We start from the raw sequence: 24,094 nt of genomic DNA, 5'->3' as shown, positions 1-24,094 counted from the left end.
GAGAAACTTCCCGGGGCTTTTTTGTTATAAGGTAAGGCCTCCAGGAACTGGCTGGATACAGAGGTGGCTGTTATTTTTGGGGCTATTGACGCGTCGGGACACTTCATGGGCCGTCAGAGCCTCTTCCGCTAAGGGTCTCAGGAGGTCCAGGACCATGCCCGGCTCGGTAATGGAGGGGTCCAGCCACCGTGCTCCGTCGTTCCTGTGCAGAAGAACGGGCATGCGGTGGTGGAACGGTTTCATGAAGGCGTTGGCCTCCACCGTGAGAATCGTGCACGAAAGAATTGGATCGCCTTCAGGGGAGGACCACGATTCCCAGAGCCCGGCCATGAGGAGCGGCGACCCGTCGATCCGATGAATGAAGATCGGAACCCGGCCTCCGGGTCTATCTACCCACTCATAGAATCCGTCTGCGGGAATGATGCACCTTCGATGGCGCATGGCGCTTCGAAAGCCGGGTTTATCCGCTGCGGTCTCCGCCCGGGCATTGATCATCCGGTTTCCGATCGACGCATCCTCGGCCCAGGAAGGAATGAGGCCCCAGCGCATCCTTCTATGAGTTAACCGGCCGTCTTCCATGGTCCAGACGGAAATGTCCTGCGTGGGCGCGACATTGTAGTTCGGGGCCAATCCGTTGGACGCCAAGCTATCCGGAAGTCCCGGAATAAACGAATCGGATACCGAGATCTGAACAAATCGGCCGCACATCACGGGTTACCTCAAAAGGGTCTTATTCATGGATTCCTCATAGAGTAACCGGAAACCAGTCCCATTCATTCCTCAATCGATGTATGGAATCCCCTGCCGTTACATTGAAGTTCCGATTCGTCAACCCGGTGTGGGAGGCATTGGCTTCGTAACATACTTTTATTAAATTGACATTGAATATACCTGGCGATACACTGGATTCATGGGAAGAATACTCACGGGAAGAAATGGGAGAAATGGGTATAGTGTCCCCGTAATTACAGCGAGTATTCTGCCCGACTTTATCGATGGCAACATCTTCTCATTCGTTTCTGGTACGCATCCCTGGAGGACCATGGGATACGGTTTTACGATTTACGGCAACCGGCCAACCCCCTGCAGGTCTGGGAGTTGATCCCTTCCCAGGCGGGTGTCTGGAACTTGAACGCATTATCCGGTGGGTTCCCATCCGATAAATTTGTGGGATGTTCGATTGCCAAGGACTATCTTTTTTGTCCCTCTTACTGGGATGAAGGGGAACCCATGGATTGGTATCCAACATGCTGTTTTGTCCCCTATGCCATCCATCTTCCCGATTTCGCATCCATCATGATCTACCCGCATTACGACTATCTGGATGGTTGTAAACATGACATTGTGTACAGTGGTGGCCAGATTCGCTACTATCGGGGTGAATTCTTTTTTCCTGCTGAGTGGAGTACCAGCCATTTCCTTAAAAGTGATCTGGACTCCATTATCGGGTCTGGCGATGCTTACTGGTCCCCATGTCTTACAGGAAATCCCAATTGTTCAGAATCTTGCCTGCAGCGTACTTCACACCAGTACAAAAACTACTACTTAACCAACAGCAGGGCGTATCCCCACCCGGATCACATCGTGGTCTTTTACCTTAAAGACAGAATCTATGATTACAATTGGTGGGATGCCACCGATCTCGTTGAAGATGGGGGAAGCGTCAACACAATAGTAGCGCACGAGTCTTATGCATACGTGACCAAGGTGACGAAAGTAGGAGGCGAAGAGATTTTTCATTTGTATAATTTTGATCTAATACACAATCCATGGAATGCGGGAGTCAACGAACTCTCCTCTCGAGTCACGGGATCCCTTGTATCCAACAACAGGCTCTATGTCGCTTCAGGAGATGAAGTTCTTCTCTTCGGTGCCGTTCGCCATGATGACCACTTCCCGACCGGGTCTATTGAAGTGACCGTGGAGGGAAATATCCTTCACTTCCACGGACAGGTCTTGGATGATGACGAGCTTCAGGGTGTTTACGTGCAATTCGGCAGTCAGTTCATCGCGGCAAAGGAATTTGAAGAGCCGGAAGTGCCATGGCCGCCGCCATCCCGTCATCGACGACCTTTTGACCTGCCGCATCACTTTGATATAAACGTGCATACTGCAAGCCTCACCCCGGACTCTTACACCGTAAAGACAGTTGCCGTAGATCGGGAGGGGAGCTTCTCCGTCATCGATGAGCGGGAAATTAACATTGGCTCCACCCAATTTGATGGCAACATCATTTTATTGAATGTAGAGAGACTCCCATAAAACCGTTATTTCCCTTATGTGCTCTTTAAGAGCCAGTCAATAAAATACCGGGGTCGAAAAGCCCATGTAATCTTTGACCATTCAGGATTCATCTTCTTTTACAAAAAGAGATTCCTTTTGCTCATCTAGGATATCTCCGATTAACTTCTCAGCAATATACTCTTTCAGGAGCATTCTTTCATAAACAGAAGGTTCCTTAAACTTGACTGCCACTCCTGGTGAACGTTTAAATACATCGCCGTAAAGTCCCTTTCGATAAATGATGGAACCGGATAATGAGATCTCTGTTTGATTTTTCAAGGTAAATGTAAGTTTAACCGGTTCCCCAACTTTATATGCCTCATTTGTTCTGAAGTAAATACCCATTTCCGATAATGTTTCGGCAAAATACTCTTTGCTTCCAAAAAGCGATGATTCGACAAGAATTTTCTGATTTATAGTCGCCCGGATAAACTTGCGTTTCTGAAAATGAGTATACGGTATGGTTTGATTGACTGTTTCATGAAGCCTGGATAGCTTTATGGGTTTCGTAACATAACCTGAAGCCCCGATTCTCATGCATTCCTCTACTTTTTCTGTATCGGAGACAACGGTAATCATAATTACGGGAATATGTCGAAGCTGTGAGTCACTTTTTAAATTTCGAAGCGCAGTGATGCCATCCATTTCGGGCATCATGATGTCCATCATGATTATGTCAGGTGAAAGGATCCTTCCGAGTTTGATGGCTTCATATCCATTTTCTACAGGTATTATGTCAAATCCCATGCGGTTTAATACAAGTGACAGGTACATTAAAAAAGCTTCACTATCGTCAGCAATGATGACCGAAGGTTTATATCCCATATTTCCTCCGCGATTGAATCCGTTATTATATCATCAAGGGATAAGCACATCGATATAGATTATAAAAACTTTCCTATGTAAGATAATGGGAACTGTGATCTGTCCGAAGTCCTCAGCCTTATTTCCCGGGAAAGGACAGTGTGGTTTCTGAGGTAAAGATGAATCATCAGGTGTAATTATTGGGTTACAATTGATTGGAATCAACGCCAGCCGGGAGTTGCCATGGAATGCAAAAAGGAAAAGAGCCTGAGCCTGTGCACATGCACGTACGATCCCTGCTCCCGCAAGGGGATATGCTGTGATTGCATCCAGTATCACCTCCGGAGCCGCCAGCTGCCGGGGTGCGTCTTTTCCCGTGAAGCGGAGAGGACCTACGACCGTTCCTTCGAACACTTTGCCCGTCTTGTCCAATCGGGAAAGGTGTAGGAATACCGTTTTTCCCTATTTCTGACCGTGAACGCCGCTGTGAAAAACTACCCTGTCACCGTCCGGGACGGCCATGTCTACGCTCCATGCCTTGGATGGTATCTCGATGTGCCGACACCAAGGGAAGAGGCTTTTATTTCCCACGCGCATCGGGACCATTTCGCGCCCCATTTGATCGGACATTGCACGCTGGAAACGGCCGTTCTCCTGGAAGATCTCCGTGACGCACCGAAAAAGCTGCAGACCTACAGGATGCATCAGCGCTTTGAAAAGAAAGGATACGCATTCACATTTCTGCCGGCTGGTCACATCCCGGGATCGGCCCAGCTCCTGCTTGAAGCGGATGAATCCGTCGTTCTCTTTTCAGGCGACGTCCGACTGTCGGGATCTCGTACCTGCCCGGCGGCTTCCACTCCTCGCGCCGATCTGCTGATCATGGAAGGAACCTACGGTGAGGGAACGTACCGCCATCTTACCCTGGAGGAGGCGGAATCCCGAGCCCTCTCCTTTCTCCTATCCTGCAAAGCCGAAGGTGCCTATCCTGTCTTTGTGGTCATGAGCCGGGTCGGGAAGGCTCAGGATCTGGTTCTCCACCTCGGTTCCTGTGGGTACGTGGGAGCACTCCCGGCCGGCCTCTTCCGAATGACAGAATCGATGAGAAAAGCTGGCGTCGCCCTGCCTTCCGTAATCCCGTGGAAGGCCGGCTCGCCTCTCCGTGGAGACTTCATGGTGGTCACACGCTCCCTCCTGACCTACCAGAGGCAGTCCATGTCCCGGGAAGGGGCACGGTTTGCCTTTGTTTCAGGCTGGGCCGCGGATCGTGGAGGATCCTGGGATGCCAGGATCCCGATGAGTGACCACGCAGATACCGGGGACCTGATTACCTTCATAGAACGGGTGTCTCCACAGGAAGTCTGGACCTTTGCGGACCGGGGCCGGTTCGCGGCCCGGCTCCGAAAGCTGGGAATAAAGGCCCGCTCCCTGGATTAAGTCAGAACCGGTAGCCCATTCTCTCAGGGTTTGTCAAAGGGCCGGGTGTGACCGGGACCCGAGACCGTGATCCACCTTGTCGTAGTGTGCGATCCCTCCCCGTCCATGACCAGCAGGCGCACCATGTAGGTTCCCCGCTCCAGGTAGGTATGGGTGGGAGAGGCCTCCGACGATGTGGCACCGTCCCCGAAGATCCAGTAATAACGGGATACAGTTCCTGTGACCGTTGGGGAAAACGTTACAGGTTCATTGACTGAGGAAGGATCTGGGTTGACGGTAAAGTCGGCGGACACGGTGTGGCGCGGTGCCAGTTCCCAGGATATCCCCGTGGAATCCCCGGCCATGAATAACATGTTTCGGCCGACGTCGAAGACTCCGAGTGCAGGCCATGCCATTGGAGGTTCCCCTGCACACGGATCGAGCTGAGTCCACTGCGTGCCGTTCCAGGCCCACAGGTCCGAGAGAACTTCGTACCCATTATCTCCTCCCATGAGGAGAACCCGTTCCGACCATGGATCGGTGGCCATGAAGGTCAGGTACCGGGCGGAAGGGCTCAGGGTCGTGGTTAGAGGTGTCCACTGGCCTTCGGAATACGCGTAGAGCGTTTTCGACAGTGCCCCGGTGTATCCGTCCATTCCTCCAAAAAGGAGAACACGTTTTCCCACAGGATCCCACGCGGCGGAGGCGTAGAACATCACGGGAGTCGTGCCGGCATCTTCAAGGGCCCATGAACTCCCGTTCCACACCCATGTCTCACCGGGAAGGATCAGCACGACGACGTTACGTTCCGGATCGGTTACCATGAGCCCGGCCCAGTCAGCGGGGGGGGAGGGTTCACCATCATATCGGGTCCACGTCTTTCGGAAGGGATCCAGAACCCATGTGTCACCAAGAGATTCAGAGTTCTGGTAATTCCATCCCCCGTAGAGAACGATGCCATCCTGAACGGGGTCGTAGGCCATGGCCGGAAAGGAACGGGCGGGCGGTTGATTCAAGGTATCGATCCGGCTCCATGAATATCCGTCGTAGACCTGGGTCACGGGAGTGTCCAGCCCGCCCGCCATAACTGTCAGGCCCAGCGTTGGATGGTGGGCTATACCGGGAAACCAGACACTGCAGGGGGGCTCGAAAAAGGTTTTGGCAAACCACGCCATTCGATCGGGACACTGGGTTACAAGGTTGACCTTGGTGTAGGGGCCCGTTCCAGCGGAAAGTCCATCCCCCTTTGCCTTGATCCAGAATTGCAGTGAACTTCCCGGGTTGGCAAGGTAGGCGGGAAAGATCATGGAGGAGCTATCTTTTCGGAGAGAAGCCCGGAAGAGGGTTGCGACCCCTGAATGTATTTCAACGGCATAACCGTAGTTCGTAGGGACCCTGTCCCAGGTGATGGTGGAGGAGCTGTCGACATTTGTCTCCCCGTCCTGGGGCCAGGTCACCCGGACGGACGCCAGAATCGGTAATCCATCCCTGCGTATGTCTGCAGTCATGATCATTCCGGCGGAGGAAATTCCATCCACGTGGACGCCGCTGGCCCTTCCGTCGTAGAGGTCGGAGTTGGGCTGTGTAACGGGTGTGAACGACGCATGGGTATGGGCCGCGTAAAGATCGTCGAACTCGGCCCAGCCGCCCGATTCAATCTCTTCCCGCCCGTCAGCCTCCATCAGCCGCAGGAGCTTATGCTCGGTATAGGAGTTGTCATAGATCGTGCTTGCACCGCAGGCGCGCCGCGCATCCACATGGAGGATCATGATCCCATCCCCCGGGAAGGTCGTATCGTTTCCGATCCGGGACCGGTTCTGGATGATGAAATATTCATGGAAGGGATCGGTTGGGGAGAGGTCGTCTCCCATGGCGACAGCCTGGGGAACGAGGGCACCTGCCTGAAGACTGATCCCCGCACCTTCCGTTGATACCTCAGGTGTCAGCCATCCTAACACCCACTTGCTGAACGCGTTGTGGTCGCAGGCCCACCCGTCCATCACATCCAGGCCTCCCAGACCGCCCCTTGGACCGATTGAATCGTCATAGTCGTAATAATCGGGAAGTCCCAGGGCATGACCGGTTTCGTGAATCATGCCGTAGGCGTCGGCATTCTCCCGGTCCGGTTCCCAGAACCAGGAAAAATTACCCAGGCTTTTTCCGTCGATCTTATAAGAAGGATCCCCGAAGAAGCTGTTCCATCCCCACCAGAAGGAGGCCCACTCCCCGATGGGGCCGGTCCAGTAGACGCCGAAGTAATCGATCTGGCCGTCCCCGTCGTTGTCGTAGGGGGAAAAGTCCTGGCCCAGACCGTTGTAATGATCCATGATCTCCTCAATCAGCATCTCGGCGTTGTCGGTATAGGTATCCCTCGGGAACTGGGCCGTGTACCACCCCAGAACATCGCCCTGAATATCCAGGATCCCGTAGGAAGATCTCTGGTAGTACATTCGAAGGCTCTCCACCGGATAATTTTCCGCATATCCCTCCCCGAACAGGGTTGCTTCGATGGAAGCCTGGGATACCTTGTGCTTGAAATCGGGAAAGTCAACGCACAGCATGACCATGCGGACCGTTCCCTTGGCGGGAAGGCCGCGGAGCGGTTCAGCCCGGAGAAGGTCCTCTCCAGTACGAAGCCTGTGGTTTCCAAGCTTATGCGCAAAGGCCAGCCTCTCCTGGAAGGTGCCCTTATCCTTCAGTGCCTGGATCTCCCCGGGGCGGGGCGGGTGCAGGGCAAAGAGGGAGAGGGATGCCAGGATGAGGCTCAGGGCTGGAAAAAGTCGTCGGATCATGGTCATGCCCGCCATTGTGACACGGCTCCGATGCACTTGCAATCAGAGAACCATACGTTTCAGAAAGATCGTTTTCGATGAAGCAGCATGGCCAGCCGGTCCGGGTAATTAGTGGCAATCCCCCAGGGTCTGGCTCTTACGGCCCGCTTCATTTCCATCGGCTGGTCCACGGTCCAGACCATGAAGTCGATCCCCTCCCCGTGAAAGGTCCGTATCGTATCTTCCCCCAGCGTATCGAAGGACATTCCCGCCATGTCTGCACGGGCATCCCGAAGAAAACCGAGCTTGAGGACGGGATCCCCCTCCATGAGCGCAATTGTCCGGAGTCCCGGGTGGCTGTTCTTCAGAGAGAGAAGAGAGGCGTGGTCGAAGGATGCAGCCAGGACACGATCGTCATTCTCGTAGTCCCGCAGCAGTTCCTTCAGTGGGGGAAAGGCCCGTTCGCTTTTAATTTCCAGGATGACGGGGATCCGGGACCGGCAGAGGTCCAGGACTTCCTGGACCGTGGGAATCACCTCTCCGTTCCGGAGGCGGATTCTTCGAAGCCCCCGGAAGGACCACTCGTGGATATAACCACTTCGGTACGTCAGGCGATCGAGGTAGCGGTCATGAAAGACCATAGGGCAGCCGTCCCGGGATACCTGAATGTCGACCTCGACAACATCGACACCATGTTCAATGGCGGTTTTTACGGCGGAGAGACTGTTCTCATAGGACAGCCCGGCCGCTCCACGATGGCCGATAATTCGCGGACGGTACCGTCTGGACGACTCCGGAGGAATCAGGTTCACCGGGTTCTATTGTACGCCAGGTCTGAAGATCGGGATTCATCCTTGTCCGTGAACGCTGTGTCGGGTACACTTAAGGATTCAGGCCACCGAAGGAGAAAATCATGAAACGATTTATGGCTGTTATGAGTTTTGTAATTCTTACATCTGCGGTCCTTTATGCGGATACTCATGCATCGTGGAGGCAGATCGTGCCCGTCGCGGCACTGACCGAGGGAGGGAACGGATCTTTCTGGCAGACCGATCTGACGATCGTCAATCCCTCCGATCGAAGTGCTTCCCTGACCCTCGAGTTTCTTCCCACGGGACTGGACTCCCTTCCGGGAAATTCTCACATCGTGGAAATTCCCGCTGCCCTCCTTCCCGGTGCCTCCATTACCCTTCCGAACGTCCTTGGTGCCTATTTTTCCGCTTATTCTTCCGGAGCGCTCGTCATCCAGGCAAAGGATACGGACGGCATGCCCGTTCCGATCTCAGCTTCTTCGAGAACCTGGACACCCTCCCAGGAAGGTCCCGGTACCTTCGGACAGGGAATTCCTGCCGTGGCCTGGGACGATGAGGGAGATCTCAACCGAACAACCCGGGTGGTTACGGGTCTCGCTCAGAACGATTTCTTCCGTACCAACCTGGGTATCGTAAATCTTTCGGGATTGCAGTCCATCCTGTTCACTATTGAACTTTATGATCCTTCAGGGCTTGTCGTAGAATCGATTCCCTTCCACCTGGGGCCCCAGGCCCACTTCCAGCTGAATGCGATCCTGAATGATCATGGGATTCAGGGTGAGGATTACTCGGCCCGGATCTCCATGGAGCAGGCGAACGACCTGACGCCGGGAGCCCCTGGTTTCGAGCTCCCCGATCCCGATTTTGTTGTCTATGGGTCAAGGGTCGATCGAGTCACCAACGATCCCGTTTACCTGGAATCGTCGGGTTCGTACGGTGCTGTCCCCCTGCTCATTCCCGCAGCGGCCTCCAAGGCAGGAGGCAACAACTCTTACTGGAGTACGGACCTCGTATTGCGGAACCCTTCGGAAACCGACGATTACTACGTCGAAATCGATCTGATTCCCACGGGAGCGGAAGGATCAGCCGATTCGGTCCCCTATACCTTTCTTCTCGACCCGATCGTTCCCGGGGCTTCTGCCAGGATCGATGACATCCTGAACAGGGAATTCCCCGGCTATACTCTGGGAGCCCTCGTGGTCAAGGCCGTCGATCCCTCTTTCAACCTGAAGGAAGTCGATCTCGGTTCACGTACCTGGACACCCTCCCCCGATGGGAAAGGCACCTTCGGACAGGGTATTCCCCCTGTCCCTCTGGAAGCGCAGTGCAATCCGGTCATTCTCATGGACCTGGAATCGAGCGAGAATTTCAGAACGAATCTTGGATTCATCAATTTCTCCCTCAACCTCAGAGAAACGCTACTGGTGGAATTGCTCTCCACGGATGGTTCGGTTGTTGCCACGGAGTCCCTTACCCTTGAACCCTGGGCCCATCTGCAGATCGACGGATTCCTGGATCGTCACGGAATCGCCGGATCGGGTTACGCCGCCCGGGTGAGCCTCGAATCGACGGACAATCTCTTCCTGAATCCCGGGGAATCATGGGAACCCATGTTCACGGCCTACGCTTCCCGCGTGGACCGTATCTCCAACGATCCCACGTACCTGGCACCTTCAATCGTTCCGGCTCCCGAAGAGGAGCCGACGGGGGAATGGGTTGACTTTGAGGACGAGCATCCCTGGTATCTGTGCACGGGCGATCCTGTACCGGAGGAGGCCACGCAGGTGACCGCTTTCGATCAGGTCTTTCATTATTTCCTCGGGGATGACAACCAGAGGGATATTGTCAACACGGTCGAATTCCCCCCCGCACAGGACTGGAACCAGGTGGGTCTGATCCTGAACCTGGAATGCCCGGAAAGCGGTTTATGCGACCACTGGGACCGTATCGGTTCCCTGCGCCTCGTAGTAAATCCTGAGGATGATCCCTCCTCGTGGGAATATCTTGAAGTTTTTCGTTACATCACACCCTACCGGCTGGAGATGTGCAACTTTGTCGACATCACACCCCTCGCCTCCTACTTTGCCGGGGAACAGACCCTGGTTTCTTCGATCGATACATGGATCGGGCCGGGAAGTGTTTATGGGGATGGCTGGCGGGTATCCGCAACCTTCGTCTTCTACCCGGGGACGCCCCATGGTCCAGACCAGGTCGTAAACCTCTGGAGCCGCAAGGATATCGTCGTCGGGTTTATCGATGAAGAGAATAATGTCGATTCCCAGATTGACCCGATGACGGTATATATCCCCGAAGATACTTCCCGTGTCGAAGCCCGTCTCATCGGAACCGGACACTCCTTCAACAATACCAATAACTGTGCGGAATTCTGTATTATGCGGATGGATCTCTATGCCAACGGCACGATGAATTCGGTGATCCCATGGCGGAATGATTGTGACATCAACCCCATCAGTCCCCAGTACGGAACGTGGCAGTACGACCGCAACGGATGGTGTCCGGGGGCGGCGGTCCTGGACCACCGGGTCGATCTGACCGATCAGCTGGTTCCGGGCCAGGACAACGTACTCGATTTCGACATCCGGATGTATAACGGCGAAGAGTACAACAATGTCAACCCCGACTCCTGGAGCCCTTTCATGGAAGTCACACTCCAGCTCCTGATCTATGAATAGATCGAATCGTTGCCGTTTAACACGGCTTGCGCTACTATGACGGAACATCAGGGCTCTATGCCCGGAACAAGCTAAATGTTAGGAGCCTGAATGACTGAACAGACGTGGGAAGCACTGGAACGTACGCGAGTCCCGGCCATGGACGAAATCCTGGGCGTTCCCTACAAGGTCCTTGACGACGGCTTTGTTCGGGTCGTGGATTACATGGGAACCGATCAATCCATCGTCCAGGCCGCCCGGGTTTCCTACGGAAAGGGAACCAAGAAGACCAGCCAGGATCGCGAGCTCATCCGCTACCTGATCCGTCACTGGCACACCTCTCCCTTTGAAATGTGTGAAATCAAGCTCCATCTCCGCGTTCCCATGGATTGCTGGCGGCAATGGATTCGCCATAGAACCGCGAATGTGAACGAGTATTCCACCCGGTACTCCGAAGCAATCGATGCCACGGCAAAAACCCTTCCGGAGGAGTGGCGCTTACAATCAAAGAGCAACAAGCAGGCCAGCGAGGGGTTTCTCGAACCGGATCAGGGAAATCGCCTGACCGATCGCGAAACCCAGGTTCAGCTTCTGGCTCGCGAAGTATACAGGGAAAGGCTGGAAGTCGGCATTGCCCGGGAACAGGCCAGGAAGGACCTTCCCCTCTCCACCTACACGGAATCCTACTGGAAGATCGATTTGCACAACCTCCTCCGGTTTCTGAAGCTTCGCCTGGACCCCACAGCCCAATTGGAAATCCGGTCCTATGCCCGGGTCATCGGGTATGACATCGTGAAGACCTGGTGCCCGATCGTCTGGGAAGCCTTTGAGGATTACGTCCTGAGTGGACTCGCCCTTTCGAGGGGAGAACAGGAAGTCCTTGCGGCGATTCACGGAAAATCTTCAGCAGAGGAAATCCAGAAGCTCTCCCTGGCGTCAGGTTTCCTGGCCGAGGGGAAACAGGGAACCCGGGTGACCCTTGAGGGCCGCGAGTTTGAGGAAAAACTGAAGACCCTGGGAATCCCCATCCCCTGGGAGTAGCGATAAAGTATTGGCTGTAAAAGCCTATGGCCCCCGTATGCAATGAAAGTGCGACGAACGAAAAGTCAGTGCCGCGATTAAGAACGCACACCGTCGCTGTTAATTATCAATTGCTTATTTTCGTACGAAACAGATTCAGGGTTGCAGGAAATTACTTCCCGGGTTCATATATGATGTGAAATGAGCACATGGTACTTTTTTACCTGTGAGTCAGGTTATTGACAATCGAAGCAATCTATCCTTTAATTTTTTTCTCCTGCAACGATTATTCATTCACGCCATGTGTTGGCCGGATCTAAACCCGTCTGGACTGAGGGATTGTCTGAGTTGTCATTCCCGTTATTAGATCAAAGAAATTTCCAGGCTTCTCCTTATGATATATTTTCCCCATGACGCCCGTGCCCGTGCATGGCGGAGAAACCTGTTACCTCGGGAGAGGAGGGGAGACGTTCGGCCCCTACTCCTGGGAAGAAATCTGCCTCTTTGGGCAGGAGGGAAATCTCTTTTCCGACGATCTCATCTGGTCGCAATCTCTTGGGAAATGGGTTCCCTGCCGAAAGGTTCCCGGGCTTAAGAACCTTATCGTCAGAAAGAAAAAGGTCGTCGGGGGGAGACTGCTCCTTGCCATTATCGGCGTGCTCTTTGTTGTCGTTGTTGCCGGAGGTCTCCTTCTTTTCGTGAAACAGAGAAAGCTTACGGTGGTCGACTATTACCCCAGGGAGGGTCCTGCTGGTTCTTTTGTGATCATCGAACTTTCGTCAACTGTCGAGGGTAAGGATCTGAGGGTTTCCTGTGGCAATAAAGACCTGTCCTTCTCTACAATTGCAGACCGCTTTATCGGGATAAACACCCCGCTGGCCCCATCATGCGATGAAATCGCACTACGGTTGGATGAAAAGATCTTTGCCTCACTTTCCTTCCAGGTCAAAGCGCCAACCGTCACTCCTCTCTACAGCGGAAAGGTGCGACCCTCCGAAAGGGAACAGAGAGTTCAGACAAAGGAGGGGATATCGGTCACCATCCCGGGAGGTATCCTGGACAGGGAGCGGACACTGGCCGTTTCGAAAGTGAAAGATCCCGCCCTCTATCGGGATAGTCCCTTCGAGGAGATCGAGGTGTACGAGGTATCGATCGAGGGGATGACACAATTGCCCGGATACATCGAGATTGTTGTCCCATACGATCCGAAACTGTTAGACAGATCGATCCCTGTTGAGGCGAACTTCTCTCCAGCCCGATGGGATGAGAAGAGGATGGTATGGGAAGATCTTTACTTCAGGGTGGATGAAACGAACCACACCCTCTGTATGGCCACCGACCATCTTTCCGCCTTCTGGACCGGATTTTCTCTTGTAGGTCTGGGGAAGACGGCGGCGATCGTCGCCGTGGTCGGGGGTACGATTTCCGAAGTCGCGGAACGATGGGCCAATGATAAGTACCTCTCCAGAAACTGGAAGATACGAGTTCTCTATTCCGATAAGGCACTGAGAACGGTTTTTCCGGACGACGAGTGGAAAAGGGCAATCGCTCCGGCAAATCTCCATCTGGTGGATACCTACGATTCAAGATATTCCGCGGCCGTTCAGGATATCGCCTTCATCTTTGAAGAGTCATTAAAGCGATACACGGAAGCGGGATTTCCCGATCCGACGAAAAAGGGCGTCCTTGGAGCCCATATTTACACCAGGTACGTCAAGGTCAAGATCGACTCCCTTTATAACTACTACATCCAGCAGGGAGAAATGGCTCATGATGCCTTCTGGGATACTATCCATGTTCCCACGGAGATCATCAGGTTGGAGTTCTTTGACCCGGTCACGGGAAGCCGTGGTTCCTTCAGCGACCACTTTCAGACCTTTAAATCCTTTTTTGCCCACGAGCTCTTTCATGTGATCCAGAGGCCCTACTACGGAATGTTCACAGCGTGGACAGGGACACCCCACAAGTGGTGGATGGAGGCGACAGCGGAGTGGGCGGGGAACGACCTGGCAAAGATACCCTACCGCTCTGACTGGGATAAGGACACTCCCTCCATCAGCAAAAGGATAGGCAATCAATTTTTACACTACCCGATAAATTCTACAGGGAAAATTCCCGGTACCACTGCACTCACTGGAGGGCTGGAATACGAATACCTTGCACCGGTCTTTGTCAGATATCTCGTTACCGAACGGGGATTCAAGGTCAAGGAGCTGATCGATACCGTTGCAGGAGACCGGGGTTCCGATCCCCTGGTTCCACTGAGGAAACTTCTCAAAAGGAGGACCGGGGAAAATTTCGACGACTTCTATCTCGACTTTTCCGTTTGGCTGTTGAAACATTGTTCTCTGCGGCTTTCGGATTTCTCCAATCCTTCTAACCGAGATGTCGCCGCAAGCCAGTGCGATACCCTGGTGATCGATGCAGAGAGGGAGATACTTCGAATCTTCCAGAGCGACCTGGGCCACGATCCTCCCTACAGGGTGCGACTCTACCGGAATGAAGAGGGGCGGGAGAATTTGAATGCAGGTGACAGGCTCCTTCTTACCATTGACAAACCGTTCCCTGAAACCTATGAGATCGAAGCGAAAGACGGGGACACCCTCTACTTCATCGCCGCCAATGGATCGACATATGAAGAGACGATCGGAATCCAGATCCAATCCCGGAAAGAAGAAAAGTGGGACAATGTTGCCTATCACACCATGAAGATCGAAAAAGAAGCCACGGCAGGGATCTGGGCCGTCAGGATTTCAAGCGGGACGCTGAAGATCGAACCGGAGAAGATCGAGGATGCGGAGGGATACCGGGAATATGAGTTTGATATTACGGCTTCCAGCATCGCGCCGGACATTGAGGAGGTCACCTTTGTCTATGACTTTGGGGACGGAAAGAAGGAATCGAAGGGAAAGGTGAAAGCCAGGGTCGAACAGGGCGAGGCGGAGGCCCGGCTGAAGCACTCGTGGGACCCTTCGCCGGGAGTGAAGGAGAAGGATGAGCCGATCAAGTACGTCCTTGCGGTCGATATGGTTACCGGGGGCAAAATCGTTCAAAGCGCGTCATCTGAAATTACGGTTGGGAAGGCGGAGGTCACCATTCAGCCGCCAAGAATATTGGTTCTGGAACTTGCAGACGGGGTTTCTGAGAGCTCGGAAACCTTCACGGCTGCCGTCACTCCCATGGGAAAATACCGATTTGAGTGGGATTTCGACGATGGTGAAATGCAGAGTGAAGAAAGACCTCCGGGAAGAGAATCGGTCGTTCAGCATACGTACAGGGGATTGAAACCTGGTGATACCTTCTCTCCCAGAGTGGCCCTTTTCAGCAAGGAGGGTATCCTTCTGGCCGAGGACGCCATCAGCATCAGGGTTACAGGCAAGGGCTCCGACAAGAAAATTAAGAGCGAAACTCTATCATGGCGTTTCAAGAATCAGGGCACGATCAACAGCCCCATCAAGGGTCGTTCAAGCCTATCGGAGGATTTAAGAACAATATATAACAGAAAGATGGCAACCGTTGAGGTCCAGGGTACCCTGGCAGTCTCGGGAGACAACACGGAAAATCGATCGAAAAATCCAAATCAGTGTTATGAAGATCGATGCTGGGTGGCCGTGCGTCCTAATGGAGAAGCCTCTCTTTCGATATCGTTAGATAACGTGGACGTCAAGCTGACGGATGAAACCGACCAGGGGCCGGGCGCTCACTACCTGGGAACGCATAAATATGGCCGGTGGACGGTTACACGATACAAACTTCAAACTCGCGACCGTCACGATCAATCCTGGTTTTCCATGAATTGGGGTGAGAGTGTCCACGTGGCTCTGCAGGAATCTGAGAAAAATTTGGGCGCCAGGATCCGGTTTCCCGATGACGAAGTAAAAAAACGATACCTGCCGCCCATCGAGGGTGTTGATATTAACCTTGAGATCTATGGGAAATATGAGTATTTTGAAAGGGAGTCAAGGGATGCTCCATGGAAGCTTATCCATAAGGAAGAGAATCAGCGTATGGGGACTATGGTGATCTATCGGTTACAGCTCCTGCTTGAAAAGAATTAGCCAATAGAACAGGAAAAAGTGACCTGAAAGTTTTGACTGAAAAGGAATCGCAAATAACGACGTAATGATCCCCAAAGACATAATCAAATTGGTTTTTTGCGCAAGACGGACATACGTTGTCTCTCCGGAAACGCCATGATGGTACCGGGAGTATTGTGAACTCATGGCATAATGGGAAGTGCCGCCGTATCGTACCCGGTGGCTGACTTCGGAAAGGGGAGTACATGGATCCAGTTACACTCATCCTGGTTGTCCTCCTGGTTCTGGTCCTGATTCTTCAGGTCGCGGTTCTGCTCCGCCGCGGGACTTCTGCGGGATCTGCGGACCATGTGATCCGGGACGAGGTGTCCAGGATCCGCGAGGACGTGGAACGCACGGCCCGGGAAAATCGGGAAGAGCAGGCCGGCAACCTGACGCGGTTCCAGGAGTCGCTTTTCGGCCGGTTTACCGAGAGCTCCACGGCCCAGAAATCCCAGCTGGACACCTTCACGCGCCAACTCACGACGCTGACGGAAAGCAACGAACGGCGGATGGGAGAGATGCGGCAAACCGTGGAGACGAGAATTCGCGAACTTCAGGAATCCAGCGAAAAACGGCTGGACCGGATGCAGAAGGTCGTGGATGAGACCCTTCAGGAGACGCTGGAAAAGCGGATCGGTGAATCATTCAAGATGGTCAGTGACAACCTGACCCGTGTTCAGCAGGGCCTCGGAGAGATGAAGGCCCTGGCCTCTTCTGTGGGCGATCTGAAAAAGGTGCTCGATAACGTAAAAAACCGCGGAACCTGGGGGGAGTTTCAGCTGAGCCATCTCCTGGAGCAGATGCTGGCTCCGGAGCAGTATGCGACGAACGTCGAAACGAAACCCGGTTCCAACCAGCGGGTGGAATTCGCCATTCGGCTTCCCGGCCACGATCCTGAGAGTCAGATCTGGCTGCCCATCGACGCGAAATTCCCCATGGAGCGCTACCAGCAGCTGTTGGAAGCCTATGAAGCCGGGGAAAAGAGCTCCATCGATGCGGCTATGCGGGAACTGACCCAGGCTGTAAAAATTGCGGCAAAGGATATTTCGGAAAAGTACATCGACCCACCCCATACGACTCACTTTGCCATCATGTTTCTCCCCATCGAAAGCCTGTATGCCGATATTTTACGGATTCCCGGCCTTGTGGAGACGATTCAGCGGGAGTATCGGGTGTCTCCCTCTGGCCCCACGACACTGGTGGCCCTTCTCAACAGTCTCCAGATGGGGTTTAAGACCCTCGCCATTGAAAAGCGGTCGGGAGAGGTTTGGAATCTGCTTTCATCTGTAAAAACGGAATTTGGAAGGTTTGGAGAGATGGTGGAGAAGGCACAGAAGAGTCTCAAGGCTGCGGGAGGACATCTGGACCGCCTCTCCAGCAAAACCCGCGGAATCACATCTCGTTTGAAGAAGGTCCAGGAACTGCCCGCGGGGGAAGCCGAAGAGAGACCTCTCGATGAGGAAGACGAGGATCTGATGCCGCCGGAAGAGCCGGAGTCGGAAGAGGAGCTGTAAGGAAGGCTGTATAATAAGAAAAAATTCGAGAGGTGAACGTGATGCCGAAGAAAGACGGACAGGACCGACGTCAATTCATTGCGGGAGGGCTCACGGGACTGGCGGCCGCCGCCCTGACGCCGTCCGGCCTGCAGGCAGACGAAAGCCCGGAAGCAGTCAAACCTGAAACGCCCAAAGATTCCATCATCACCCGGAAGCTGGGAAAGACCGGGATTGAAGTGCCCGTCGTAAGCATGGGAGTCATGAACGCCGAGAACCCCCACCTCGTGGCGGCGGCTCTGGAGAGGGGGATCCGTTTACTGGATACGGCCCACTACTACCAGCGCGGGAAAAATGAGGAGATGGTGGGAACCGTAATCAAATCCAGGCCCCGTGACTCCTTTATCCTCGCAAGTAAGGCCAGGCCTACGACGGTGGATCGGGCTTCGGTCCAGACGTCCCGATCCGGTGAAACCCGGGAGACAAAGGAATCCTTTATTGAGAAAGTGGAAATCAGCCTGAAACGTCTGAAGACCGATTACCTGGATATTCTCTATCTGCACAGCATGAGATCGGAATCCGATGTCATGGACTCCGTCGCCATGGAAGCCATGAGAGCCTTGAAGAAAAGCGGTAAGGTGCGGTTTGTCGGTGTGTCCACGCACCGTAACGAACCGGAGGTGATCCGTGCGGCGGTGAAATCGGGCTTCTATGATGTGGTGCTTACCGCCTTTAACTTTAAACACGATAAACGGGCCGAAATCGAGGCGGCCATGGCGGAGGCGGTGTCGAAGGGGCTGGGAATCGTGGCTATGAAAACCCAAGCCGGTGTTTACTGGGATGAGGAGAGAACCCGTCCGATCCCCATGAAGGCCGCACTGAAATGGGCCCTCCAGAATCCCAATGTCCACACGGCCATCCCCGGCTTTACTACCTTTGATCAGCTGGAAGAGGATATCACCGTTTTGACCGATCTCTCCATGTCAGCGGAAGAAAAAACCGCACTCTTTCCAGCGGAAAAGCTTGCCTCTGCACCTCTCTACTGCCAGCAGTGCGGCCGCTGTGAGACCCAGTGCGTGAAGGGGCTCAGCCTCCCGACCCTCATGCGGGGATACATGTATGCGCGGGGCTACCGAAACCTTCTGGCCGCAAAGGACACTGTGAGAAAGGTACTGGATGGCGGACTTCCATGCGAGTCCTGCACCAACTGCTCCGTACGCTGCCCTCATGGAATTGAAGTGCGCCAGCGTGCCCTCGCCATGCAGTCCGTAGGTGCAATCCCTGACGAATTCCTGGCCTGAACGAGCCTCAGGAGAACCATATGAATCTGTTGCCCATTCTATTTTCACTGCTCTTTCTCGCTCCCTCCGGATCGGAGGTTCCCTCCACGGGTTCCCCGCCGATGGACCAGGCCTTCCCGGAAATGTCTGGTTTAAGTCTGCAGAGCCCGGTGGATATCTACTTACCGGATACGCTCTTTCAATATATTGACGGAGCAGCGGAATCTTTTCTGACATACGGATTCGACCGTCTTGCGAGCGCTTCCTACATGAAAGGTGAGGACCTTGCTCTCACGATCGATATCTATCGCATGAGCACGCCTGCTGCGGGTTTTGGGATGTACCGTCAGGAGGCCCCGCGCGAGGGAGACTTTGTAACGGCGGGTGCCGAAGGGTACTACGAACCCGGCGTTCTTAATTTCTATGCCGGTCCTTATTATGTGAAGATCTTTTCCTTTCTGGAACAAACCAATGAAAGAGACTTCTTGCTTTCCACCGCCACAGAAGTCGCGAAACGGCTGGGAGAGTCGAACGGATCTCCCGTGGAGCTGACCCTCTTTCCCCGGGAAGGAAGAGTTCCCCGTTCCGAAACCTACATTGCAAAGGATTTCCTTGGCCATTCTTTTCTTCATTCGGCCTTTTCGGTCGATATTAAAAATGGAGAATCCAAGTTCAGGCTCTTTCTCCTGACACCGGGAAGCACAGCGGCCTCACAATCGATGGTGGAAGCCTACCTTGCCTTTGCGAAAGAACGCGGATCAAAGATTACGACAAAGGGTGAGATTGTGACCTTTACCGATCCCTACTACGCCTCGGCTGGACCGATCAGCCTTCTCCTGAAAGGAGATAAAGTATGGGGCACCGTCGGTCCGGGGCCTGATATTCTTCTTCGAATGCTGGGAGAGTAGGGGAGGTTTTTTGCCGGGGTCACTTATCGGCTGTACAGACCCGATTCCGGCCCTCCACCTTGGCCCGGTACAGTGCGCGATCCGCAGCTTCAATCAATTGATCGACGGATGTTTCTTCCATGGGAATTACGGCAGATACGCCAAAACTTGCTGTAAGAATTCCTGATGGGCAAGCCGGGTGGGGGCAGGCGAGGGACTCAATGCCCTGCCTGAGTTCCTCCGAAAGTCTCTCAGCACCTTCCAGGGTTGTGACGGGTAGGATCAGCGCGAATTCCTCCCCGCCGAATCGTCCGGCTACATCCGTGGAACGGCGGAGGTTGTTCTTGAGAAAAAGAGCTACCTGTCTGGAGACAGTCGTCCCCTTTCTGATGTCCCTGGGAATCGTTAAGTAGTTTGAAGTGGTCAATATCCATGAGAACAAATGCCAGGCTGGAGCGGCTGCGCCACGCCAGGCTCCATTCACGATGGAGGGTCTCCTCAAGGTGGCGCCGGTTCGGGATTCCCGTCAATCCGTCCAGAAAGGATAAGGAGTGGAGACGTGTGTTGGCTTCTTCCAGCTGGGTATTTTTTTCTTCCAGTTCCTCTTTGGCTGAACGTAATTCATCCACGGCCTGAGCCAGGGAACGAGTCTGTTCCATTACCTGGTTTTCCAGTGTCTCGGCCCGTTTCCGCAGGCGGTGATTTCTCCAGCGCACGATGCCGAATACAGAGAGAGCGGCTGCGAAAAACCATAGAATATAAGCTCCAAGCGTGCGGTACCATGGCGGCAGAACGGTGAACCTGTAAATCTCTTCGGGCCCGGGATTCCCGTCCAACCCCATACTTCTTACACGAAAGGCATATTCACCTTCCCAAAGGTTGGTGTATTCACGGAACGGCTCGGAGCTCCAGCTGGACCAGTCATCATCTCCGGGGTCTATTCTGCATTGATATCGAACTCCCGGGTAGTAGCATGCAGAGGTGTATTCGATCCGAAGACGGCGAACCGGAAAGGACAGGATGGGTGCGGAACCATCGGCTCGAAAGATCTCCACGGCGGTCGGTCCCACCGACGCGCGTCGGATCAGGGGTTGATTCTCCTCCTGATGGTAGGGTTGTATCGTGCTGTCAAATCGGGTCAGGGCGCGGTCAGTGGAAAACCAGATTACATCATCCCGGTCCGGATAGATGATCTGAATATCCTTCCCAGGTAAAGCGGACATCCAGGGACTTTCCCATTTCCATTGGTGATCCGGGAGGAGCCTGGCCCGGGAGGGAGGGTGGGTATTCATCCAGAGCGTGCCGCTGGCATCTTCCGCAAGATAAAAAACGTCACTCAAGTTTCCCAGCTTTTTCAATCCCGGATGGAGAATAAGCTTGCCTCCCTCAAATTTCAGGATGCCATCTTCTGCCGTCATCAGAATGTCATTCCCAAAACGAAAACACCCGATCTCTCCCTTTCCAAAATGGTTCAGGGTATCGGGTTCGAATTTATCTTCCCGAATCGGATCATTCTCCGAATAGGAGATTCTGCAGGCTCCGTCCAGTATGGTCCCGAGCCAGAGGATTCCCGTCGGGGCTTCCGCAATCGTATGGACCATAGAGGAAAAGGTCTGCGTTCGAAAAACAAGTTTCCACCGCGTTCCTGTAAGGTGGAGGAGGGCAACACCGTCTCTGAGTCCGAGAAGGATGGAATCCGGCTGATCTTGCAGCTGGTGTAGGGCGTAAACCGTCAGAGCTTCGGTGCCCGGTATCCGTTGAACGGTTCCGGAATCATACCGATACACACCCCGGGAGGTCGCGATGATCAGTTGGTCTTCGACATCCTGGATACCCCAGACCTCATCGGTAATTCCGTCAATCCGGGATGCCTTCACAACGTGGGAGTCCGAAGCATGGATTGTGCTTCCCTTGCCATCATGGAGAATAAAGAGGCCGCTGGATGTCCCGATAAATAGTTTCCCTCTATGGCGGAGGAGAGCGGAAACAGGGCCATTCAACCCGAGGCGGTTGTCGATGATCGTCATGGGGGAATGGATGTCGATTCGGGCCAGCCCATTCTGAAGGCTTAACCATAAATCTCCATCCCTGGAAGGAAAAGCGGACATGACATTCTCACTCATCAAGCCAGTCTCGTACGACAGGACTTCATCGATTTCCCCGTTTGCGTTCAGAATCATTGCTCCTCGATCGCCGGTTGTAATTACGATTCTTCCGTCGTGCAGAACACAGCCTCCCGTCATATAGACACCCCTGAGATAGTCAGCCGAGTCCGGATGGATCGAAGAAATTTGTCCCCGCTCCAGGCGGAGGATTCCCCTGTCAGGGTGGTTAAACCAGAGAACTCCGGGGGAGGCCTCCAGAATCGGGCTTCCTGGCACAACAGTCAGGTTCAGGTCCGGGATGGTTTCCACAACTCCTTCACCCAGTTTCATAACCTTACCTTTAAGAAAGAGGTGAGGTCGACCCTTCCATACGAAGAGGGAGGAGGGAGAGTCTTTTGATGGGAATGTGATGATAACCTGGAGCGTGGAACCGTCAAAATAGAAGAGGCGTGTCGTGGAGAGAGCCCAGAATCCCTCTTTAAAGGGAAGAATGGAATAAATATCTCCAAAGGTGAGATCTTCCGGATTCAGGTGGTCCATGAGAGAGGAATAGATTCTTCGGCCGTAGGTGTCGGCTATTAAAAGCCCGATCTCATTCGAACCTCCCACAGCAATAGAACCGTCAGGCAGGGCCGTGAGGGCCCGGACGGCGGATTGATTGGGCAGGTGGTATGTATGCCACCATTCGCCGTCGAACTCCAGGACACCGGCCAGGTTTCCAACGTACAGGACACCGGCATAATCCTGTGTGACCGCCCAGCATTTGGAACCTCCGTCGAAATCATCCGGGGAGTAGTGCTGAATCAGGCGCAGGCCGGTTTCGTGTCCCAAGAGCGGAATGGACAGGAACATGAATCCGGAAAGAAGAAACCGCAACCGAAGGTATCGGAAATTCACCATTTTCATAACAGAGAAAAACCTCTGCAGATTCCCATCTTAAAAGTCTTATATTTGTCTGTCATTCGTTTTTTTGTCAACGGTTAAGATATACCTTTTCCTGGAATGGAGGGTACGATTCTATTGTATGGGGCAAATAACGACGAGTATGTTACGGTCTTGTCTGGCCTGCCGAGTCGGAACCCTTTGTTCCCTCTTCCGTTAATCGGTTATTGGCTGTCACAAGGTAAAAATAGGACTGTCCGGTATAGGGATCGCTGTCGGGATAGGATTCTCCGTCCCAGGCGCTTTCGATCTGTATCCCATAGGAAGAGGGTAAACTGGAAAGTTCCCCGCGGTACACGTTGTAATCACCGATGGAGGGCTCAGGATCCCAGGTGAGGGTGGTGACTCCGCCGGGGCTGGCGACCATGAGGTTGAGTACCTCTCCCGGGGGGACGTTCCCGCCTACGATACCGCCTCCAATCGTGTAGGATGCGCTGGCAAGCTGTAACCCGGCGATGGCATCGCCGATGGCATCCAGAGTGATTGTGTAGGAAGTGGATGTAAGAACTACACCGTTCTGGGGATCCCCCCCGTTGTTCAGTGTATGCTCCTCCAGCGTATAACTGGTACTGGTCTGGGCTATGGCCCATCCACAGAAAAGAGCCACGACACATATTGTCAGGATTACTTTTGACATAACCCTCTCCTCACAATCGATCTGTTTTTATTATGGGGCCAATGAAAATTTCTGTCAATAGCTCGGACAGCTACATTGAACCTGTTCTTCCATGAAAACGAAGCAGGATGGCTGTAATCACTGATCCTGCAAAATTGGAGACGAGATCCCATCCGGTGTTGATGTACCCACCCACGTTGGTATTGGGAACCAGCAGGGTTGCAATGAACTCGATGATTTCATTCAGGGCTCCGAACCCCATCCCTGCGGCAACACAGATCAGGAGGACCCCGAAAGTGGGCCGCAGGGTGTGCCCGGGTCTGACCGCAGCCTTCAGGCCCTGCCAGCAGACCCATGTGGTCACTCCAAACCCGAAGGCATGGACCACATGGTCGTACTTCAGAAAATCCGGGATCAGCCAGAGACTGTATAGAACTGCCTTCGTTCCGTTAATCGGCCAGCCGGCAGGAACGGGCATAAGGCCTCCGGCCATGTGCAGAAGACCCCAGACGCTCAGGCACCACAATGCTCCCGGCGAAAGGCGGACGCGGCTGTGCAGCCAGGCCACCATGGGTCCGATGACAAACATGACTCCGATATAGAAAAGAAATTCGATGTTTCGTGTGTACCAGGCACCCAGGAGAGCGAGGGCTATATAACAGCCGGTGAAGAACAGCACACCTTTCACCACGGGTGACCATATCGGGTTGACTGAATCCTGGGTCATGACAAACCTCCCTGTTCAAGTGTAGGCATTATATCGAATCATGATGGCTGTCTATATTCTCGTAAGAAACAACACCTACCTGATTCCGTATGACACACCATGAAATACCACCATCTGGGAATCCCCACACAAGTTAAACGAAAGGGAGAGACTTACCTTGAGAGCTTCAGGGTTTTTGTATCCGGCT

Annotated in this window: 16 protein-coding genes and 1 pseudogene; 9 read left to right on the top strand and 8 right to left on the bottom strand. The window is 53.7% G+C overall.

Going from position 1 to position 24,094, the window contains the following annotated elements:
- Positions 1-24: 24 nt before the first annotated feature.
- Positions 25-708, bottom strand: a complete 684-nt coding sequence (locus tag PLD04_08430) for an SOS response-associated peptidase (protein HXK68360.1) — start codon at positions 706-708, stop codon at positions 25-27.
- Between the two features lie 459 nt (positions 709-1,167).
- On the opposite strand from PLD04_08430, the gene PLD04_08425 reads away from it, so the two are divergent.
- Positions 1,168-2,262, top strand: a complete 1,095-nt coding sequence (locus PLD04_08425) for a hypothetical protein (GenBank protein ID HXK68359.1) — start codon at positions 1,168-1,170, stop codon at positions 2,260-2,262.
- Positions 2,263-2,343: 81 nt separating this feature from the next.
- Here PLD04_08425 and PLD04_08420 read toward each other — a convergent pair whose 3' ends face one another.
- The gene (locus tag PLD04_08420) at positions 2,344-3,108 is read right to left on the bottom strand and encodes a response regulator (protein ID HXK68358.1); all 765 of its coding nucleotides are present in this window, start codon (positions 3,106-3,108) and stop codon (positions 2,344-2,346) included.
- 222 nt (positions 3,109-3,330) lie between these two features.
- Here PLD04_08420 and PLD04_08415 point away from each other — a divergent pair, with 222 nt between their 5' ends.
- Positions 3,331-3,534, top strand: coding sequence for a DUF6485 family protein (locus PLD04_08415; protein HXK68357.1), 204 nt, complete (start codon positions 3,331-3,333; stop codon positions 3,532-3,534).
- 27 nt (positions 3,535-3,561) lie between these two features.
- On the top strand, positions 3,562-4,524 hold the full coding sequence (locus tag PLD04_08410; GenBank protein HXK68356.1) for an MBL fold metallo-hydrolase: 963 nt from the start codon (positions 3,562-3,564) through the stop codon (positions 4,522-4,524).
- 23 nt (positions 4,525-4,547) lie between these two features.
- On the opposite strand, the gene PLD04_08405 is transcribed toward PLD04_08410, so the two are convergent.
- Together PLD04_08405 and PLD04_08400 are read right to left on the bottom strand one after the other, a co-directional pair.
- Positions 4,548-7,295 carry a M6 family metalloprotease domain-containing protein gene (locus PLD04_08405; protein ID HXK68355.1) on the bottom strand — a complete coding sequence of 916 codons (2,748 nt, stop codon included), beginning with the start codon at positions 7,293-7,295 and terminating at the stop codon, positions 4,548-4,550.
- Between the two features lie 59 nt (positions 7,296-7,354).
- Positions 7,355-8,086 (bottom strand): glycerophosphodiester phosphodiesterase, encoded by a 732-nt coding sequence (locus PLD04_08400; GenBank protein ID HXK68354.1) that lies wholly within the window; start codon positions 8,084-8,086, stop codon positions 7,355-7,357.
- Positions 8,087-8,187: 101 nt separating this feature from the next.
- Here PLD04_08400 and PLD04_08395 point away from each other — a divergent pair, with 101 nt between their 5' ends.
- The 6 genes from PLD04_08395 to PLD04_08370 all read left to right on the top strand — a co-directional run bounded on the left by PLD04_08395 (position 8,188) and on the right by PLD04_08370 (position 19,538).
- Positions 8,188-10,779, top strand: a complete 2,592-nt coding sequence (locus tag PLD04_08395) for a peptide-N-glycosidase F-related protein (protein HXK68353.1) — start codon at positions 8,188-8,190, stop codon at positions 10,777-10,779.
- 90 nt (positions 10,780-10,869) lie between these two features.
- Positions 10,870-11,799 carry an FAD-dependent thymidylate synthase gene (gene thyX / locus PLD04_08390; protein ID HXK68352.1) on the top strand — a complete coding sequence of 310 codons (930 nt, stop codon included), beginning with the start codon at positions 10,870-10,872 and terminating at the stop codon, positions 11,797-11,799.
- Between the two features lie 389 nt (positions 11,800-12,188).
- The gene (locus PLD04_08385) at positions 12,189-15,836 is read left to right on the top strand and encodes a GYF domain-containing protein (GenBank protein ID HXK68351.1); all 3,648 of its coding nucleotides are present in this window, start codon (positions 12,189-12,191) and stop codon (positions 15,834-15,836) included.
- Between the two features lie 224 nt (positions 15,837-16,060).
- The gene (gene rmuC, locus PLD04_08380; protein HXK68350.1) at positions 16,061-17,371 is read left to right on the top strand and encodes a DNA recombination protein RmuC; all 1,311 of its coding nucleotides are present in this window, start codon (positions 16,061-16,063) and stop codon (positions 17,369-17,371) included.
- A gap of 41 nt (positions 17,372-17,412) precedes the next feature.
- Positions 17,413-18,651 carry an aldo/keto reductase gene (locus tag PLD04_08375; GenBank protein ID HXK68349.1) on the top strand — a complete coding sequence of 413 codons (1,239 nt, stop codon included), beginning with the start codon at positions 17,413-17,415 and terminating at the stop codon, positions 18,649-18,651.
- Positions 18,652-18,671: 20 nt separating this feature from the next.
- The gene (locus PLD04_08370; GenBank protein HXK68348.1) at positions 18,672-19,538 is read left to right on the top strand and encodes a hypothetical protein; all 867 of its coding nucleotides are present in this window, start codon (positions 18,672-18,674) and stop codon (positions 19,536-19,538) included.
- A gap of 19 nt (positions 19,539-19,557) precedes the next feature.
- Here the strand turns inward: PLD04_08370 and PLD04_08365 are convergent, their stop codons facing one another.
- The 4 genes and pseudogenes from PLD04_08365 to PLD04_08350 form a co-directional block, all read right to left on the bottom strand.
- Positions 19,558-20,001: a GGDEF domain-containing protein gene (locus tag PLD04_08365; protein ID HXK68347.1), complete on the bottom strand. Its 444-nt coding sequence runs from the start codon at positions 19,999-20,001 to the stop codon at positions 19,558-19,560.
- Positions 19,898-20,176 (bottom strand): annotated as a pseudogene (locus tag PLD04_08360) (GGDEF domain-containing protein). Before PLD04_08360 ends, PLD04_08365 begins: the two are co-directional and overlap by 104 nt.
- A 2,494-nt stretch (positions 20,177-22,670) precedes the next feature.
- Entirely contained in the window at positions 22,671-23,201 is a 531-nt protein-coding gene (locus PLD04_08355; protein HXK68346.1) for a hypothetical protein, read from the bottom strand.
- A gap of 70 nt (positions 23,202-23,271) precedes the next feature.
- Positions 23,272-23,907, bottom strand: a complete 636-nt coding sequence (locus tag PLD04_08350) for a DUF2238 domain-containing protein (GenBank protein ID HXK68345.1) — start codon at positions 23,905-23,907, stop codon at positions 23,272-23,274.
- Positions 23,908-24,094 lie beyond the last annotated feature (187 nt).

The organism is Thermoanaerobaculia bacterium, assembly GCA_035593605.1.
Classification (GTDB): Bacteria; Acidobacteriota; Thermoanaerobaculia; order UBA2201; family DAOSWS01; genus DAOSWS01.
This window is presented reverse-complemented; position numbering and strand designations above follow the sequence as displayed.

Bases quoted from the DNA above. Each gene is read 5' to 3' on its own strand.
- PLD04_08430 (HXK68360.1), bottom strand. From the start codon at position 708: ATGTGCGGCCGATTTGTTCAGATCTCGGTATCCGATTCGTTTATTCCG.
- PLD04_08420 (HXK68358.1), bottom strand. From the start codon at position 3,108: ATGGGATATAAACCTTCGGTCATCATTGCTGACGATAGTGAAGCTTTT.
- PLD04_08415 (HXK68357.1), top strand. From the start codon at position 3,331: ATGGAATGCAAAAAGGAAAAGAGCCTGAGCCTGTGCACATGCACGTAC.
- PLD04_08405 (HXK68355.1), bottom strand. From the start codon at position 7,295: ATGATCCGACGACTTTTTCCAGCCCTGAGCCTCATCCTGGCATCCCTC.
- PLD04_08395 (HXK68353.1), top strand. From the start codon at position 8,188: ATGAAACGATTTATGGCTGTTATGAGTTTTGTAATTCTTACATCTGCG.
- thyX (HXK68352.1), top strand. From the start codon at position 10,870: ATGACTGAACAGACGTGGGAAGCACTGGAACGTACGCGAGTCCCGGCC.
- PLD04_08385 (HXK68351.1), top strand. From the start codon at position 12,189: ATGACGCCCGTGCCCGTGCATGGCGGAGAAACCTGTTACCTCGGGAGA.
- rmuC (HXK68350.1), top strand. From the start codon at position 16,061: ATGGATCCAGTTACACTCATCCTGGTTGTCCTCCTGGTTCTGGTCCTG.
- PLD04_08375 (HXK68349.1), top strand. From the start codon at position 17,413: ATGCCGAAGAAAGACGGACAGGACCGACGTCAATTCATTGCGGGAGGG.
- PLD04_08370 (HXK68348.1), top strand. From the start codon at position 18,672: ATGAATCTGTTGCCCATTCTATTTTCACTGCTCTTTCTCGCTCCCTCC.
- PLD04_08355 (HXK68346.1), bottom strand. From the start codon at position 23,201: ATGTCAAAAGTAATCCTGACAATATGTGTCGTGGCTCTTTTCTGTGGA.
- PLD04_08350 (HXK68345.1), bottom strand. From the start codon at position 23,907: ATGACCCAGGATTCAGTCAACCCGATATGGTCACCCGTGGTGAAAGGT.